Source organism: Capilliphycus salinus ALCB114379 (genome assembly GCF_047276495.1).
GTDB lineage: Bacteria > Cyanobacteriota > Cyanobacteriia > Cyanobacteriales > Microcoleaceae > Capilliphycus > Capilliphycus salinus.
The window spans coordinates 3,013,333-3,030,592 of the sequence record NZ_CP178543.1 but is presented as its reverse complement, the minus strand read 5'-3'; the positions used below and the strand labels follow the sequence as shown (position 1 = coordinate 3,030,592).

Sequence of the window (17,260 nt, the reverse complement as noted above, 5' to 3'; positions counted from 1 at the left end):
AGTCAAAATAAATTAAATCAAAAGTTGACTAAATGAGATGATAAACAATCTCAATTTAAACGGGGAAAATTAGCAGACCACCAACCATACCAAGAAAACCAAGCTTTCTCTAAGACTTGATAAGCTGCTTCTGGAGAATCCTCTTCTAGAGGAATAGATAAATTCGCCCACAAACAACCCCGTTGTCGCAGTTGTTTTTGTCCCAAAAACCAGGGAAGCAAGCGATTCCATTCTAGAGTATAAATCGACTGATTTTGACTGTATTGTTTGCGGGTAAAGGTACTAATTCCCTTGGGGTTAATACAAGCGCTGAGATAAGCTCGTTTTTCAGCAACGAACAGCCCATAAAAACCAACGTTTTCTTGTTGACGTACTAGAGGAAATGATGGGGAAAGCTGGTATTTTTCAACAAGCCTCTCTACATCTCCTCCGGGAAGATAGCGCATTTCAATATTCAGAGTCAGAAGATCATTCTGAATATATTGATAGCGTTGGTCTGGCGGCTTAAATAAGGATTCTTCCTCGGGTTTTTCAAGAGTATAACTCGCGCTATTCCACTCAGATAACGGTACTGAGTCGGGTAAATCAATCGTTGTTTTGCTGAGAGTTTGAGTAGAAGATGCAAGCACAACTCGGGCTAAAACTACAATGACAAAGCTACCCGTAAAAGCTAACAAAGGAGTTCGCAGTTGATGCCACATCTTCATAACTCATAACCCTCCATTGTCTGTTGGGGTTCGCGGTCATTCTGTTGTAATAAAAACCAGCAAAACAGCCCAAACAGCAACACCGCCACAATGGAAAAAACAAAGGAACCATCTCGATGATGCCAATAGTCAAAGGCTTCTGTATTGTTTTGTGCCACTAAAATAGCCAATAACATCACCCGAAAACCATTGACAATAAATCCCAGACTAAAAGCCACAATTGGCACCAAAATTTTCTGTATCCAATGGGTCGGAAACATCAACAGAAATAGCAGTGCTAAACCCAACAAATGAATCATGGTTTCGATACCCGAACAACCCGGATATACTTCCACCGTTCCTGTCGGTAAGCTGATATATACTCCGTTGAGTTTGGCATCAAAACCAGAGTACCACAACACAAACGCCGAAAATTTTGCTGTAATTGGTGAAATATCAACTATCCAGGGTTCTAACAGGCGAGGAGCGCCGATAAAAAACAGGGCGACTAACTCCGTCCAATATTGTTTTAATCCCCTAAATCCCGAGGCGAGTAACCCCAATCCTAAACCAGACAAAACCGGAATTAAATCAAAGAAATTTCCACCCAAAGGAATAGAATAAATTCTAATCAAAATGACAGCAATTAGCAAAAAACCAATCAGACTCGCCAACATTCCGCTTTCGAGTTTCAAGTCATAGCGCCTTTGCCAAATCATTGAAGCGACAGCAGACCAAAATAATATGCTGGTGCCGAGTGTATTGGGATTGTCTGCTCTCCACACTAACGTCAAATGAATCGCCATCAAGCCGGAACCAATGGTTAAAAGCCAGAACGGAGAGGTTTTGATGCGTTGGAATAAAACAGGAGAAATTGCGTTCATAGCCTTCGGCAGTTAGGTCAAGAAAACCCCCTCATTGAGAGAGAATGAAGGGGTTATTCAAGGTGATTTCGACAATCAACTAGGCATCAGATTTGACTTTTTTTTGACGCTTGTCGTGTTGTTTTTTCATCAGAGTTCCAACACCGAGAGCAGACAATGAACCGAAGATGGTAAAGGGTTCGGGAATAGGTGAAACATCAATTCCAGCAACAAAGAAGGAATCAGTAGGTTCTAAAGCGCCAATCTCAACGACATTAGCAAATATATTTTCGAGAGCGGTTCCAGAAAAGCTAAAAATACCAGAAGTATCTAGCAGTTGTTCGAGTAATACTTTACTATTATCCTCATCTAAACGGAAAGAGGCGTTATCATCCCCACTCACTAAACTAAACAGAACTTCATTGACCTTGATTTTAGATGAATCAAAGTCAAGACGTAAAATCTCGTCGTTGGCGATTCCTAAACTACCATTCACCTCAATTGGACTTAGATTTCCAACTCCCAAACCGAACTGGCTTTGATTAATATTTCTTGAATTCCCGCCTAGAGTAGCGCCAGTTGCTGTTACTGTTATTCCTGTTGGAGATGAAAACGTTAGCTCACTCAAGAAATTAACAGGTTCGCCGGGACGTGTAAAGTCGAAAAAAACAGCCTGTGCTGCTTCTCCCACAGAAAAAGCGATGGCAATGGCTGCTGTAGTGGCGACTGATAATGTTTTTAGAACAGATGTAATTGTCATAACACGAATTCCCCAGGAAATGCTTTTGGACAATAGAAAGGGCAATCACAATAACGATATCATCGATGAAATCACGACTTTTTTTTGTGATTTCAAATCGGGCTGGGTTTCAAGGCTCAAACTTCGGTAGTGTTCCCTTTTTTTCAAAAACTTGTGATGACTGGCTCCAGTAGTCAACTTAATCCTTAACTTGTTGTGTTTATGGCTCTACCCTACCGTGTACTCACCGAGCCAGATCATTACTCCTCTTTTTCAAACTCTGAATACTTCTGAGAGTCAGAGGTCAAGTTGCTGATTCAACTTAACCGTATATTTACGGAGCCAAATCATTACTCCCCTTTTCCAAACTCTGAATACTTCTCCGGATTTTCCCCAGTGGCTTTACAGAATCTTCATGTTTTTTCTACTGAAGTCAGGTATAACTTTAAAAAACCCCCCCTTTTGTAAAGTTTGAGGAATTGTGTATTTGTTTGATTTGACGCTGGGGTGATTTTCAATCTAAATATATTTTTAATAATTATGGGGAACTTGGAAATGGATAGAAATTCATTGAAGTCTAGTCCTGCAATCAAAGTCCTGATGGCCGGTCCGACGGCCCGAGTAACAACCTGCCATTCCGGGTCTAGGACGATCCCCCCGGGCATACTGAGATGTTTGTTGTTTCAAATAATACTTTTCGCCGGGGGGTGACTCAAGTGCCATCAACTGTCACTTCAGTGACTTGCATTGACAAGGCTTTCAAAAATCTTTAGAAATCAACCTTTGATTTTTACATTTCTAGGGGATTTATAAAGAGACTCTGGCCTTTGGCTTTACAAAAGGGGGGGTTTTGTAAAGCTGGATTTTATTCCAAAAAGAACGATCGCTTCAACCGTTGGACAATCAAAGCGATCGCTTCGGGAAAACTATTCTTGGATCGATGACATTTAATCAGAGTTTTCGTCTTGAGAATGCCGCTTTTTAAGAAGTGCGCCGACTCCTAATGCAACTAGAGAACCCCAAATCGTCATCGGTTCAGGAACAGATTGAATTTCTACATTGTCAACCAGCAAGCCGGAGGGGAAAAAATCATTACTATCCTCCGCATCGAGAACCCCTATTCCTAACAGATAGGTTCCCCCTTGGGTAAAGGTGTAGGAAAAGCTTCGATATCCACTTTCCGTGTCAAAACGGGTGTTCGATGACCGTACTAAGTCAAAAGTATCAGCGATTTTTTCGACCGTACCAATTGAGATAAAAGCCAAGTCATTATATGTAGTGGGATCGTCATCAAATAAAGTTTCATTGGAAAGAAAATTCCAAGAAAAACTTAGGGTTTCTCCTGCTCGAACGGTCAAGGAACGTTTGATAGCTGAACCTTCCACTACTCCTTCCGGTACTAAGGTGTCTAAACTCCCGGATGGCAAGTCTAGAAACCTTTCCAAACAGACGAGATTAAATTGTGAGCAGGTATCAGAAACGGAGCCGCTTTTAGTTGTAATTAAAGCCTGAAACTCTCCCTCAGTGGGCGTTACACCATAGGCATTTGTAACAATGCTACTGTTGCCAATGGGAATCCATCCACCAGAGAAATCACCGCTCTCAAAACCACCATTCAGGACGATAGCTTGAGCCGAACTCTCCAATCCAAACAGGGTGGCAGTGATCAAAAAACTAGCCAGCCCTGGGATGAGTTTTGAGTTATAGATATGGGCTATGGGATTGAACATGAAATTGATTTCTCCATGAGTTGAATCCAAACTTTGGAGCTTTCCAAAAGAAATTCTTTTGGGGTGACTCAGAAGGAGGGGGAGAGTCTTATGTCCTACAGATCAATTTGGATTTGTTGAGAACATCCATGCTCTCTCTTTTGATGAGTATAGATTCAATCCTGCACTCAAGTTCGTCTAGTTCAGTTTACAGCAATTGAAAGGGTTCTCAGGACAAATCCAGGCAATTTTACGTAATCTTATTATTTTTGTAAAAAAATAATAAACTGGCTTTAAAAAACCTCCTTATTTTCAAAGTCAAGTCCAAAATTTAACTCAGATCAGATAAATTTGTCCTCTCCTGATCGACAGATACCGAACCCTGAATCTGTGTAACTCCCCAATCTAACTTAACATCGGTTACTATAATAGTAAAATTTACAATCTATGAACTGGTTTCAGCGCAAAAAATTACCCAACCATTGGATGATCTGGGCCGGCTCAATTCTACTTCTGTTTCCGATCAGCATTATTCCAGTCCAACTCGCGATCGCTCACTATCAAGCCCCACAACCTCAAGCAATTTTCACTTTGGGCGGGGGTTCCGATCGAGAACTGTTTACCGCTCAATTCGCTAAAAACCACCCCGACTTAGACATTTGGGTATCGTCTGGAATCCCCCCTGAACCGGCAATGGATATCTTTCGGGCCGCGAAAATCCCCGAGCGTCGGGTTCACCTCGATTACTTAGCGGTGGATACGGTAACAAATTTTACCTCGATGGTCGGTGAGTTCAAACAACGGAATATCCAACATATTTATTTGATTACTTCAGATTTTCATCTCCCTCGCTCCCAGGCGATCGCCACCATCGTCCTCGGGAGTCAAGGAATCACCTTTACCCCGGTAGCCGTCGCTTCTAGACAACAAAAAGAGTCTTCCTTGCGGATCTGGCGGGATGTGGGACGTTCGATTCTGTGGGTGGTGACAGGGCGAACTGGAGCGAGCCTTAATCCTCGGGTAGCAGTGACTCCGAGGTTTAAATCCATACACCCAGGGAACCCAGACCCCAGCTATTTTCAGGGATAGGATCAACCGGATTACTGGTTTATATGAGTCGATATATAGCAGAACATAAAGGCTAAGTTCAGTTGGTTCTAAGCATTTATATTTCACTTTGATTTAAGAATTTTACTGAATTATTGCTACAGATATCCTCCTCAGACACCGCCAACCCCTAAAAATGAGGTTAGAGGTTTTTTTTGTATATGATCACCGGGTTTTACAACTACTTTACAGAAAACCCGGTAAATTTTACAAAAATCCCCGTTACTTTTTCCAGAAAAAATACTATGATCGTCCCAAGTCAAAACAATTGCTTGGGCTTGTGATTTAACTGAGTGAACGCAGTCTCATTCCAAGCATGGCACAAATTGATGAAATAGCTATCTATTTGACCGGGGTATTCTATCTTTCCTCACATTTTTAATCGCCGTTTGCTACAACTAGAACAAACGGTAAATTCAGATGATTAATTATCGGTTCAACCACTTTTCTGTTCAAATTTACGGGGGAGGAATTACCAGATCAAAAATTTACAGTCCCTATCCTTAGGCCGAATTACAGTTGTGTTTTTCCGGTCCGATCTCGATGTCAAAATTATGAGATAAAGATTAAGTTTCTCTCCGGGGATAGGAATTTATTTCAACTCTTAATATTTTCGGGGATGCTCACCTAAAAACCAACAGATTTAAGATCTAACTTTCAGCTTTATCCACAGTTTACATAAAGCTGATTTTGTGCCGTTTAAAATTATTCCGAAAAAAAACTTCATAACACCTTTAAAATTCCGGATGTTATTTAAAGCTTTTGTAAAAAGGATTAACGATTGAATGCCATCAAATTAGCTCAATCTATCTGGAATTTTAGTTATGCTAAAGGAAGCTGCAATGCCTAATACACATCTGGGAAAAGTAGAAACTGTATCAGTTGAACAGTATACATCCTCAGAAACATCTACAATTTTTCCTAACCCTCAACTGAGTGAACTGTCAATTATTACTCAGTTTTATCCTCCCGATTATGCAGCAACAGGCCAGCTTATTGCAGAACTTGCCGCTCAATTGCAATCCTTAGGAATGCAAGTAAAAATATTTACTGGACAGCCCGGATACGCATTTAAAAATAACAAGGCTCCTCAAAAACAAATTGATAAAGGAGTACATATTCAACGAACCCGAACCACACAGATTTGGTCGAAAAGAATTAGAGGTAAAGCTTTAAATGGATTGTTTTTTTGTTTTAGAGCCGGTTTACATTTGCTCAGAAGTGTTAACCGTTCTCAAATTTTAGTGCTGACAACAGCACCCCCGTATTTAACCATTTTGGGTTATCTAGCCCATCTCTGTTTTGGTCAGCGTTACATTTGTTTATTGTATGACTTATATCCCGATGTCGCCGTTGAATTAGGTGTGGTTTCCCGCCAAAATCCCTTGGTAAAATTTTGGGATTGGATTAACTGTAAAGTTTGGAAAAAAGCCGATGCCATTATCGTTCTTAGTTCAACGATGAAAGACAGAATTGCAGCTAAATCTCCGGAAATCGAGGAGAAAATAACTGTCATTCAAAACTGGGCAGATCCCAACTTTATTAAACCCCTCGATAAAAATGAGAATTGGTTCGCCCGTGAATTTAACTTACTGGAAAAATTTACAGTCCTTTATTCCGGTAATATGGGCCGATGCCATGACATGAATACCATTATGGAAGCTGCTATCGAATTGCGAGATGAACCCATTCAATTTGTCTTCATCGGTGGCGGAGCAAAGCGAGAAAGTTGCATCAAGAAAGTGCGAGAATTAGGATTAAATAACTGTGTATTCTTGCCCTATCAAGACAAAGCAGTTCTTCCCTATTCTCTAACCGCTTGTGACCTGTCTTTAGTGAGTGTAACTGCCGGAATGGAAGGAATTGTTGCGCCGAGTAAATTTTATGGCATTTTAGCGGCCGGCTCTCCGGTAGCCGTAGTTTGTGAGTCTCATTCCTATTTACGTCAACTGCTTGCCGAAGCAAAATGTGGCGTTGCATTTGATAATGGAGAGGGAACTCAACTGGCTCAGTTTATTCGTTTACTCGCTTCTGAACCTGAATTAGCTCACCGAATGGGTGATGCTGGCCGTCAATATTTAGAAGCCAAGTTGACTCCTGAAATTATTGCTAAACAATATTTTACCACCTTATCAAAGGTGAAGGTTTAGCAGAGATTGATTTCCATTGAATTCCATTCGATTAACTCCCAAAAAATGCAGGTTATTCGTGCCTTTCTCCCCTGGACTCAAAAAAAATTAATAAAAAAACTAATTAATGTTTTTTCGTCGCTCATTCAGGTGAGCGATTTTTTTATTCATTTGCAAAATGAAGCAGGAAAATTCGGAAAAAATTGATTTGAAAGCACTTAATAACTGGCGGCTAAAGTGGATAAAAACCACAAATCTACCACCAGCATCCCTCAAAGATCAGAAGAATTATTTTTAGATCAAAAAACGAACCAATCATAGACATTATGAGAATTCCCGCCACGGTTCAGTTCTAAGTTGAGGGAAAATTGTTTCATTAACTGCTGGCTATAAAGATTCTGGGATTTTCACCTTTTGACTTTTGTCAAAAACAGGTAATGTCTTAGATCTGTCTATTAATAAACTGTCTATCCCATCTACACGCAGACGTAAAAAATACTCGCCGGCGGGAATTCCTTTAATATTAAACTTCATTTTATTCGCGAGATTGGGATCTTCATCAAACTGGGGAAAAAGTTCGCGATCGCCAAGCAATAATACGACCTTCTGTCCGGACTGCACTGGGGGTTGAGAAGTTAGCGTCAATAAATTTTTATCAAGGGCTAAGTTATCTAAATTAATACGAGGTACCAGCGAGAATGGTAAGGCATTACTGGTATATTCTTTTTCATCTCGCTTGACTTGCACCGCTATTGTATAAATTCCAATTGGCCAACTACTGGGTTCTTTTCCTGGCGGCCAGATACCGGCTTGATCGGATATAAAAATCTTTAATTCGGTTGCTGTCCCTGCCGATAATTCGACTTTAATGGATTCGGCAAAACGTGCTTGCATAAAAATAACATAGACTTTGTTATCTTCGCTATCCAAATGATGCCCCCTCAGTGTTAAAACTTCACCCAAACGCACCCCGGGTTGCCGATCGGGAGGTTCGACTGTTTCTAACGTCGGAAAAGGAGGAGTAAGATTTGTTTGTGCAATAATTCCCTGATCTTCACTGCCGCGAGTTAACACCGGCAAAGGTGCTTTCACCGGCCGATCGCTTTCAATCAAAATAACAGAAACTTCATAAGCCGCAGAAATGCGATACTGAGTTTGAAAACAACTCCACAACTTAGATAATTCTTCCAAAGATAATGTTATGGGAGTGATCCGAACCCGCTCAATTTGATTTTGCAAATCGCTGGTTTCCAAAGCATTTTTAATCTCGCCCGGATTCAGAATACAATGGTCGTGCAATACTCGCATTGCCGTTCCTAACAAGCGATGACTTAAAATATCCTCATTATCTTGTCCGTAAGCCGTAATTAAATAATAAAGATTTAATGCCAGCGGGGGTTGACCTGTTTCGCCCGGTTTTACCCGATTTCTTAAATCTTGATTCCGCCAAGCTGCATTCGGAGAAGTTTGGTAGAGAAAAATATTAATTTGATTCCCACTGTCGCCATTATCCCGCGCCTTATCTGGCGGACGTGCTGTCACGCTACCACTGCCCAATTCCGAGGCAATTCCTCTGAAGATTAGGTTGCGTAGGGTCTGCGTTACTGCTGCGATCGCTAATGAGTTACTCATCACTTTTCCCCCTGACGTTGTTTTAGATAATCTTGTAGAGAAAGTTTTGGCTCCCGTTGAGTTGATTTACTCCGAGAATTCGGGGAAGCTGCTGGATTTTTGGCTCTCACTTCAAGGCGACCAATGGTTATTTGAATTGTCATTTCTGTGTCCGATATCTTTTGCAAAGCGGTTCGATCTGAGTTGAAAATTTCTCGCCGATTTCCCGAGTTTAATTGCCTAAATTCTCCCAACTTATTGGCGCTCGGCTCAACGCTTAATTGTTTGGAGGAAGACTCAGATAAGACTGAAAGCACTCGCCTGGTGAGAGAAATTAATTCCCGATTTTGTTCTCGTCTATCATCCAATTTTAACAGTTCAGAACTGATTTGGGGTTCCGATTCCAAGCGCCGATTAACTCTTGGCTTTGAATTAACTATCATAGGAGTTATCCGAGAGATAGACTGATTTGCAATACGGTTGACATCCGGTTTAATTTCTGGTCTTTCTTTATTCTCTACAGTTTGATTTTCCTGTTGCTCTGAACTGACATTTTCCCCTAATTTTATCAAATGCCGTTGCTTTGATGGTAAAGTTAAAGGTTGGTCTAACTGAGGAGTAGATGAAACGGGAGTCGGGTTATTTTTTTGACGTTCAATAGATTGAGATTCATTCCAAATTTGATTTGATTGCGGTGTAAATAATGGAGTTTTTTGTTGGTGTAAAATACCTTTATTGTCTAACCGATTTTCTGAGGATATCTGAATTTTATCGGGATTTGAGTTGGTTGGGGGTACAATGATATTATCCGGGTTATTAATAATTAATTTATTGGCATTTGCATGATTTTTATCCCGATTTATATTGGGAGTCTGTCCTATTGATTCGGCTGATGATCTGACTTCATTATCGTTTATAGATTCAACTGGATTGAGTCCAAAATTTTCATAATGCCGAACTTTTTTCACGGCTTCAGAATCCACCAGGGGCAGTTCTGTTATTTGTGGATTAAATATGTTTCGTCTTTTTACTTGTTCGTTTATATCGGGATTATCTTGATAAACAACGGGAGAAATATCCGGGGATACATTAACGGAATTATTAGATTTTAAGCGCCCAGTTTCTCGGGTTGATTCTTCGATATTTTTATCGGCTTTAATTGCCCCATATTCTGGGGGTTGCACGGGATAAACTTGAGCCGGTGTATCGCTTAATTTGCTTTGTTCGTTAAGGTTTGATGGCAATGAATTTGTTGGAAGTTCTACTCGATCCTGTGGCGATGATAGAATATTGTTTCCCGGCTGTTGCGTCTGAAAAATGCGAACAACTAGGGATTTTATTCGACCGAGCGGGTTTTGTCTTTGGGATAAATTATTGCTGTGGGTTTCGGCGGGGATATTTTTGTTTTGAGGATTAGTTTCTAACTGCGATTCCCCTATTTTTACATTCGATGAATGAGTTGTAATTTTAGGTTTGGTTTCAATTTTTTCCAGAACTAAAGGTTCAACTCGCTCCAATATGTTTTCGGAGTTGATTTGATTTGGCGTTGCGGGTTCTAAATCATTTGAACGAACAATATTAAAAGCATTTTCCTGTTTATTAGATAATGTTGGGTTGGGGTTTGGAGAAAACTTAGATGGGTTTTGATTAAAGTTCGAGGTCAACTCGATCTCAAATCCATCTGCGGGGGAATTGTTGGCTTGATCGCTTCGTCTTATTTCCCCTATATCGGTCTGTTTTGATAAGGATTCGGGTAAAATTGGAGATGATATAATTTCTTGGGATAGGGGAGGATCGGGAGATATTTGGGGTTTAATTTCTATTTCCTGCTTAACTAAAGGTTCAACTCGCTCCAATATTTTTTCGGAGTTTATTTGATTTGGCGTTGCGGGTTTTAAATCACTTGAAGAAACAACATTAAAAGCATTTGGCTGTCTATTAGATAATGTTGGGTTGGGGTTTGGGGAAAACTTAGATGGGTTTTGATTAAAGTTCGAGGTCAACTCGATATCAAATCCATCGGCGGGGGAATTGTTTGCTTTATCGCTCTGTTTGACTTCCCCTATATCGGTCTGTTTTGATAAGGATTTGGGCGAAATTTGAGATGAGATTACTTCTGGAGATAGGGAAGAATCGGGAGATGATGCCGTTTCAAATTCTACATTTTTTTTATCGGTAATTTCGTCAACATTAAGTTGATTCTGGGTAGAGTTTATCTGGCGATCGCTTGGGGCAACAATTGATAGATTTGCATCGGATTGATTGATGTTGAACGCCTGAAAATCGACCGTTTCCTGATTTTTACCGGCTTCAACAACTTGCTCCAAAGTTGATAGAGAATATATTCTATTTTCAGAGAAGCTTGATGTTGATTCTGAGAGAGAAATTGGCGAGCGGACGGGCAGATTATCGGGCGATAAACTTGACGAACTTTCCCCGCCCGAGAAAAGATATTTCGTGTTATTTTCAACCTCAAATCCTGATGAATAGCTATCTAAAACGACCTCTGTTGGAGCAAACAGAGAGGCGATCATCGGTTGCACCACAGGCGTTAACCCCAAAGTGCGTTTTACCAGTCGAGTGATAAAGTTATCCATCGGAAACCATATCCAAATAAAATTGTCGTCGAACTGCACTCATCGATAAAATATCGGCTTCTCGCCACCCATAAAACCTTGCCAGTTGGTGAACTTCCCGAAGTAAACGTTTGGCTTCCACACTCAATTCTTTCCAGAAAAATGTAACGATATCGAAAAGCACCTGCCAGGAATGACTGCAAGCCGGACAGTTGAGGTCGAATAACACTTCGGCTTGGGGGTCGCACTCTGCCATTTTCGATGCGAGTTGTTCGATCGCACCCGATGGCAATTCGCTATAATCAACAGCAACTCCCTCGCGACTCATTTGTAACAGACAGCGTTGTATAAGCTGCAAGTTGGCTGCATCGACATCTTGATATTCCAAAATGGTAGCCAGATCGCTGCTGTTGGGTAAACGAAAGAGCAACTCAACTCCTTCGGCGATCAGAGAATATTGCTGAACTTGCGGTTTTAGGGGTTCAACAATGCGAATATCGGCCACATTCATGGTAAATTCTAATTGTTCGCCGCACTGGGGACACTCGGCAAAAGCATTGAGCTTGGAACCGAAAGTCATTTCTCGCAGAGTCAACAGATACGCATCTCGCTGTCCAATACTGAGGGATGCCAATTCTTTGGCGGTTCGATCCGGGCAAGCAAAAGCCAGGAGAGTCAGCGCCCGATGGACAGGATGCTGACTCTGACCAATTTCCCAGATTTGCAGAATGCGATCGGCAGATAAGGGACGCATAAATTAGCTCGGTTCTAGGAAACTCGGTTCTGTGGGTTCGGTTACGTCATAGTCGCGTTCCCAACCTTCATTTTGCAGTTGAATACTCTGGATAGCAACCGCATTGGCATTGGCATCGAGTTCGGGCATGGCGGTAAATTCAGATACCCAACAGCGATAAACTTTGTAAGCGATCGCCACCTGTCCGGCTTCGTTCATCAGTTCAATAATAATGTCTTTGCGAAAGTCTTTCAAGGACACCTCGGCGCCCAAACCCGAGCCATAATTCCAAACTTTATTCGCCCATTGTTCAAACTCTTTATCGTGGGTAACGCCTCGTTCGAGCATGATCGGTTCATATTTCGTGGCGCCGGGCGAGTGGCGCTGGCTGCTGGGATCTCCGCCTTCGCGATGACTGACGACTTCGGTTGTGCGTTTCAAGGCGCCTACTTTGCTGACACCGGCGACATACTTGCCATCCCATTTGACCCGAAATTTAAAGTTTTTGTAGGGGTCGAAACGCTGTGCATTTACGCTAAATTGAGCCATAATTTTCTCCCGATTGTAGTTGTTTTAATTCGTTTTTATTCAAAGATTAAGCGGCACTTTCGCGGGTCATTTGTTGGAATTTGAGAATAACAAATTCGGCGGGTTTTAGCGGAGCAAAACCAATGACGATATTGACGATACCCCGATCAATGTCATATTGAGTCGTGGTTTCGCTATCGCATTTAACAAAGTAAGCTTCTTTGGGAGTTTTGCCTTGAAATGCTCCCTGCTTAAAGAGGTTGTTCATAAAGGCGCCAATATTGAGCCGAATTTGTGACCATAAAGGCTCGTCATTTGGCTCGAATACGACCCATTGAGTGCCGCGATAAAGGCTTTCTTCCAAGTAAAGCGCCAAGCGACGAACGGGAACATACTTCCACTCGGAAGCAAGTTGATCGGCACCTGCTAACGTTCTAGATCCCCAAGTAACGTTGCCGTAGACAGGGAAATTTCTGATACAATTCACCCCTAAAGGATTTAATTGACCGTTTTCACCATCAGTCATTTTGTAGGAAAGTTCTCGTACTCCTACAACCGATGCTTCTATGCCGGCAGGCGCTTTCCAAACTCCTCGTTGGGAGTCAGTGCGAGCAAAAATTCCAGCAATTGCGCCGCAGGGAACAAACTCCTCCGTGCGGTTTTCCTTGAGCAAATCGGCCATTTTTAAGCGGGGGAAATAAACTGCTGCATTGGTGGAAAGATCGGCTCCGATCGCACTGCGAAGACTATCGACACCGGCGACAGCATCGGGAATTTTATTCCAAGTTGAAGGTGGGTCTACAATCAAAAAAGCCCGCTTATCCTTGCAATATTTCGCTGCCTTTGCCACAGTTGTATCAAGTCCAATATCCTGCGATCGCGTTAGCGGAGGAATGCAGAGTAGATTAAATAAATCAGCTTTATCTAAGGCATAAAGTCCTTTGCGATCGGCTTTCAACCCCTCATCAGAAATCTCCGCATCGGTGATATCTTCACCGTCACTACCTGTATTATTGCTAGCATTAACAAAGTCGTCAGTTTCATTAGGACGAGCGGTGATATCTGAAGCGTCTTCTGGAACATTAACTAAGTTTGATTCTTGTTCAATTACTTTTTTGTAAAAGCGGGCAGAATCGGGATCGATGGAAAGATTACGGAGAGTTTCAACCGCAGCAACTTGATCGGAACCGGGCGCTTCTAATTGCTGAACCGTTAAGTTAAATAATTTAGCATCTTCTTCATTATTGCCACTTTTGCGAGTGTTATGGTCAACCTTTGCTCGTAGCGCATTACCCCATTGACCCGGACTAGCTGCTTCTAGTTCTAGATTTGGCGTTTGATTACTAGCGTTAGATCCACCACTGGCTGGAACGGGTTTGAAGCTGATTTTTGCACTTTTTGCATCCTTATGAACGCGAACAATAATGGCATCTTGACCGCCATTAATAAAATACTGTTGCACCGCATAACTCATGGTGCTTTTATTCCACAATCCCCCAAATTGACGCACGAAATCCCCAAAGTTTTGAATGCGTATCGGTTCATCTACCTTGCCTTTGAGAGCGCGACCAATAAAAGCAGTAATAGAGGTTGCAACACCAGTAATCGTGCGAACACCACTGGGAATTTCTTCAATGTAAACACCGGGATAAGTAGGCGTGATCGGCATTATTAACTCCTTGTTTTAGCGCGAGTTTAGACGGGTCAAGGGCGGTCAGAATGAAAACTTCGTATTGAATTTGAAAGTTAATGGATTTGCTAATAACAGCACCCTTGAATGGGAGAACGGTGAATTCGGTATCTTTTGATCATTGCTCAGTTTTCTCCTCTAAGGTTTTTATTTTTTGCTTCAAAGTAGCGATTTCAGCTTGCTGTTTTTTGACAATTTTTACCAAATCTGCCAATGTTTTTCGGTTATCTTGAACGGCCTTGGTAAGAACGGCAACAATATCAACAACTTTAATCGCTTGTTTGTCATTAGCCGTTAGTAAGTCGGGTGTATTGTCCGCAATAAAACCAGCATTAATTGTTTGTGTTTCATCTTCTTTGTAGATAAATTTAACTGGATTTAGAGATCTGAGGATGGCTGCTACTTCTTGACTAGATAAGTCTTGAATATCTTCTTTGAGTGTATTTGATGAATTTTGAGTTAATTTATTAACTTTAATTTCTTGGGCCGTGATAATTTTGGCGTTAAAGTCCTGTTGAGGATCGCCATTTTGATTGGCTTTGGTTTCCAGAATGGAGTTAACATCAGAAAATTGACTCTCAACTTCCGATTGATTGGCTTTGGTTTCTAGAGTGGAGTTAACAGCAGAAAATTGACTCTCAACTTCCGATTGATTGGCTTTGGTTTCTAAAGTGGAGTTAACAGCAGAAAATTGACGGTCAACTTCCGATTGATTGGCTTTAGTTTCTAAAGTGGAGTTAACAGCAGAAAATTGACGGTCAACTTCCGATTGATTGGCTTTAGTTTCTAAAGTGGAGTTAACAGCAGAAAATTGACGGTCAACTTCCGATTGATTGGCTTTAGTTTCCAAAGTGGATTCAACAGCAGAAAATCGATTCTCAACCTCGTTTCGATTGGCTTTAGTTTCTAAAGTGGAGTTAACCGCAGAAAATTGACTTTCAACTTCCGATTGATTGGCTTTAGTTTCCAAAGTGGAGTTAACCGCAGAAAATTGACTTTCAACTTCCGATTGATTGGCTTTAGTTTCTAAAGTGGAGTTAACAGCAGAAAATTGACTTTCAACTTCGGACTTGTCAGCACAACGCATCAATGGCGGAAAAATCACCCGCAAATCTTCTTTTAACTCAAATTTACCTCCTTTAACTTCCACTATTGCTAGGGGACAGTAATCATGGTGAATTCCTTGGCGAAGTTGCTCTAGAGGTTGGCGTATTTTTTTATCAGCTTGATCATTAGGCCATTCAATATCATTGGTTGCAGATCTTGCGGGAATTAGCCAATAGTCACCCGTTTCGTAGTATGATTTGGGATTGAATTTAACCATGATTCCAGCTTCTAGAATAATCCAGTCAGCTTTGGTAGAAATCGCAGGTTCTTTGGTTATATTTTCCCACCGTCGCACTTTTAATTGAGTAGGATTTAACAGAATCGAGTCCCGATCATTCGTAATACTAGAGCGGTCGAATTCAATCTTGGTATAAGAGGCGCTTAACAGGCGAACCATCACACCGGGTTTTCCCTTCAATTCCATTTCTTCATTAGTTATTTCAAGCCATTGTCCGGTTTGAGAATTCGTCCAAGCATCTTGGTTAGACTTGGGAATTGTGATGATGTTACCCTCGATCTTTTCAATAGCGCTGACAATACTGCCGTTTTCACGAGACCATTTAAATGTAGCTGTTTTTTCAGTATTGTTCTCTCCAGCGACTTTACCAGAATCGTGAATTTCAACCCGATATAGTTGATTTTCTAACCGTTGATAACCTCTGTCATTAGATGTGGCACCAGCAGAACCACATAATCCAGCACAGGCATTCATGTAGGCTAGACGACTTTTGTGTTCGGCTAGAAAATTTGCCCATTCTTCCTTAATGAAAGAAGCCGAGTCATTCTGGTAATCCGTTATTTTTTTGAGCAACAAAGTCCACTTTTTTAAGACTCGATCTTTACCCCCGTTTGTTTGAAATTTTTCGGGGTTAAATAGCTCCAAAAGTTGCCCACCATTGACAGTATTTTTTGACCGGGTTACGATCATTTTTTTCAAGGCTAATAATAGTTTTTCTCTCTCTTCTAACGTGATGACGACACCTTCAATTAGTTGCTCAAAATATTTTTCAATAGGATCATAAAGTTTCAACTGCCAAACAGTCTGGGTGCGAGTTGTTGTGTCTGGGGTGTTAATTAACGCAACTTCCCGAAGTTTAGGATCTTCAATCGTTGTGATATTTCGTTGCCAAACATCAATGTAAGCCAGATAAATACCATTTTCTAAGGCTCTACCATTATCGGGATTAGGATAATCGGGTTGAGTCTTGTAAGTTAATATACGACGCATTTTTCCAGACGACTCTGTTATTTTGCTACTTAGCTGCAACTCCAACTTTTCAAGATCAACATTGGTAATTCTGAAAAAATTTTTAGGATTTGTATCAATTGCAACCCACTGGTCTTTTTCTAGATTTCGACCATCAACCTTCAGAGTAGATACTTTAATTTTATTGCAAGAATCAGAATTTTCTGGCACAATGTTGAAGTCGAATAATGTTCCTTCTAATTCGCATAGAGTACCACTAACATAGAGTCGTCCGGGAGCGAGCGCTAAATCATTATCACTATCACTTTCACTATCACTTTCACTATCACTTCTTATAACAGTAATCTTGAAGCTATCTCGATAGGGATTTTTTGAATCTCCCTGACTGGTCGGAACACCACTATCTGTACCAATAAAATCAACGGTTTGAGTTTGGCGTAAATGATTTTGAATATCGACCTGTTCATTCCAATCGGAATCAAGTTGCAGGCGACCTTGCTGCATTCGGACGCTTGTATAATGCTTTTCCGGTTGAAATGTGAATCTAGTAAAATCGCCTTTCATTTAAGTTTCTC

The 17,260-nt window shown here is 41.1% G+C and carries 12 protein-coding genes; 2 read left to right on the top strand and 10 right to left on the bottom strand.

Annotated features, from left to right (window positions below; genetic code table 11):
* Window positions 1-50 precede the first annotated feature (50 nt).
* From ACL6C3_RS12520 to ACL6C3_RS12505, 4 genes are all read right to left on the bottom strand, one after another.
* Window positions 51-707 (bottom strand): cyanoexosortase A system-associated protein, encoded by a 657-nt coding sequence (locus tag ACL6C3_RS12520; protein WP_413167491.1) that lies wholly within the window; start codon window positions 705-707, stop codon window positions 51-53.
* The gene (gene crtA / locus ACL6C3_RS12515) at window positions 704-1,570 is read right to left on the bottom strand and encodes a cyanoexosortase A (RefSeq protein ID WP_413167490.1); all 867 of its coding nucleotides are present in this window, start codon (window positions 1,568-1,570) and stop codon (window positions 704-706) included. The genes ACL6C3_RS12520 and crtA overlap by 4 nt, the downstream gene beginning before the upstream one ends.
* A 79-nt stretch (window positions 1,571-1,649) precedes the next feature.
* Entirely contained in the window at window positions 1,650-2,309 is a 660-nt protein-coding gene (locus ACL6C3_RS12510) for a PEP-CTERM sorting domain-containing protein (RefSeq protein ID WP_413167489.1), read from the bottom strand.
* Between the two features lie 926 nt (window positions 2,310-3,235).
* A complete protein-coding gene (locus ACL6C3_RS12505; protein WP_413167488.1) occupies window positions 3,236-4,048 on the bottom strand; it encodes a PEP-CTERM sorting domain-containing protein in 813 nt (270 codons plus the stop codon).
* 396 nt (window positions 4,049-4,444) lie between these two features.
* On the opposite strand from ACL6C3_RS12505, the gene ACL6C3_RS12500 reads away from it, so the two are divergent.
* Window positions 4,445-5,086, top strand: a complete 642-nt coding sequence (locus tag ACL6C3_RS12500) for a YdcF family protein (protein ID WP_413167487.1) — start codon at window positions 4,445-4,447, stop codon at window positions 5,084-5,086.
* Between the two features lie 860 nt (window positions 5,087-5,946).
* Window positions 5,947-7,254, top strand: coding sequence for a glycosyltransferase family 4 protein (locus ACL6C3_RS12495; protein WP_413167486.1), 1,308 nt, complete (start codon window positions 5,947-5,949; stop codon window positions 7,252-7,254).
* 366 nt (window positions 7,255-7,620) lie between these two features.
* Here ACL6C3_RS12495 and ACL6C3_RS12490 read toward each other — a convergent pair whose 3' ends face one another.
* From ACL6C3_RS12490 to ACL6C3_RS12465, 6 genes are all read right to left on the bottom strand, one after another.
* A complete protein-coding gene (locus ACL6C3_RS12490; RefSeq protein ID WP_413167485.1) occupies window positions 7,621-8,865 on the bottom strand; it encodes a DUF4255 domain-containing protein in 1,245 nt (414 codons plus the stop codon).
* On the bottom strand, window positions 8,865-11,441 hold the full coding sequence (locus tag ACL6C3_RS12485; protein WP_413167484.1) for a hypothetical protein: 2,577 nt from the start codon (window positions 11,439-11,441) through the stop codon (window positions 8,865-8,867). Before ACL6C3_RS12485 ends, ACL6C3_RS12490 begins: the two co-directional genes overlap by 1 nt.
* On the bottom strand, window positions 11,434-12,174 hold the full coding sequence (locus ACL6C3_RS12480) for a hypothetical protein (protein ID WP_413167483.1): 741 nt from the start codon (window positions 12,172-12,174) through the stop codon (window positions 11,434-11,436). Before ACL6C3_RS12480 ends, ACL6C3_RS12485 begins: the two co-directional genes overlap by 8 nt.
* A 3-nt stretch (window positions 12,175-12,177) precedes the next feature.
* Window positions 12,178-12,702, bottom strand: coding sequence for a phage tail protein (locus ACL6C3_RS12475; RefSeq protein ID WP_413167482.1), 525 nt, complete (start codon window positions 12,700-12,702; stop codon window positions 12,178-12,180).
* Between the two features lie 46 nt (window positions 12,703-12,748).
* A complete protein-coding gene (locus tag ACL6C3_RS12470; protein WP_413167481.1) occupies window positions 12,749-14,350 on the bottom strand; it encodes a phage tail sheath family protein in 1,602 nt (533 codons plus the stop codon).
* Between the two features lie 139 nt (window positions 14,351-14,489).
* Entirely contained in the window at window positions 14,490-17,249 is a 2,760-nt protein-coding gene (locus ACL6C3_RS12465) for a DUF6519 domain-containing protein (RefSeq protein ID WP_413167480.1), read from the bottom strand.
* Window positions 17,250-17,260 lie beyond the last annotated feature (11 nt).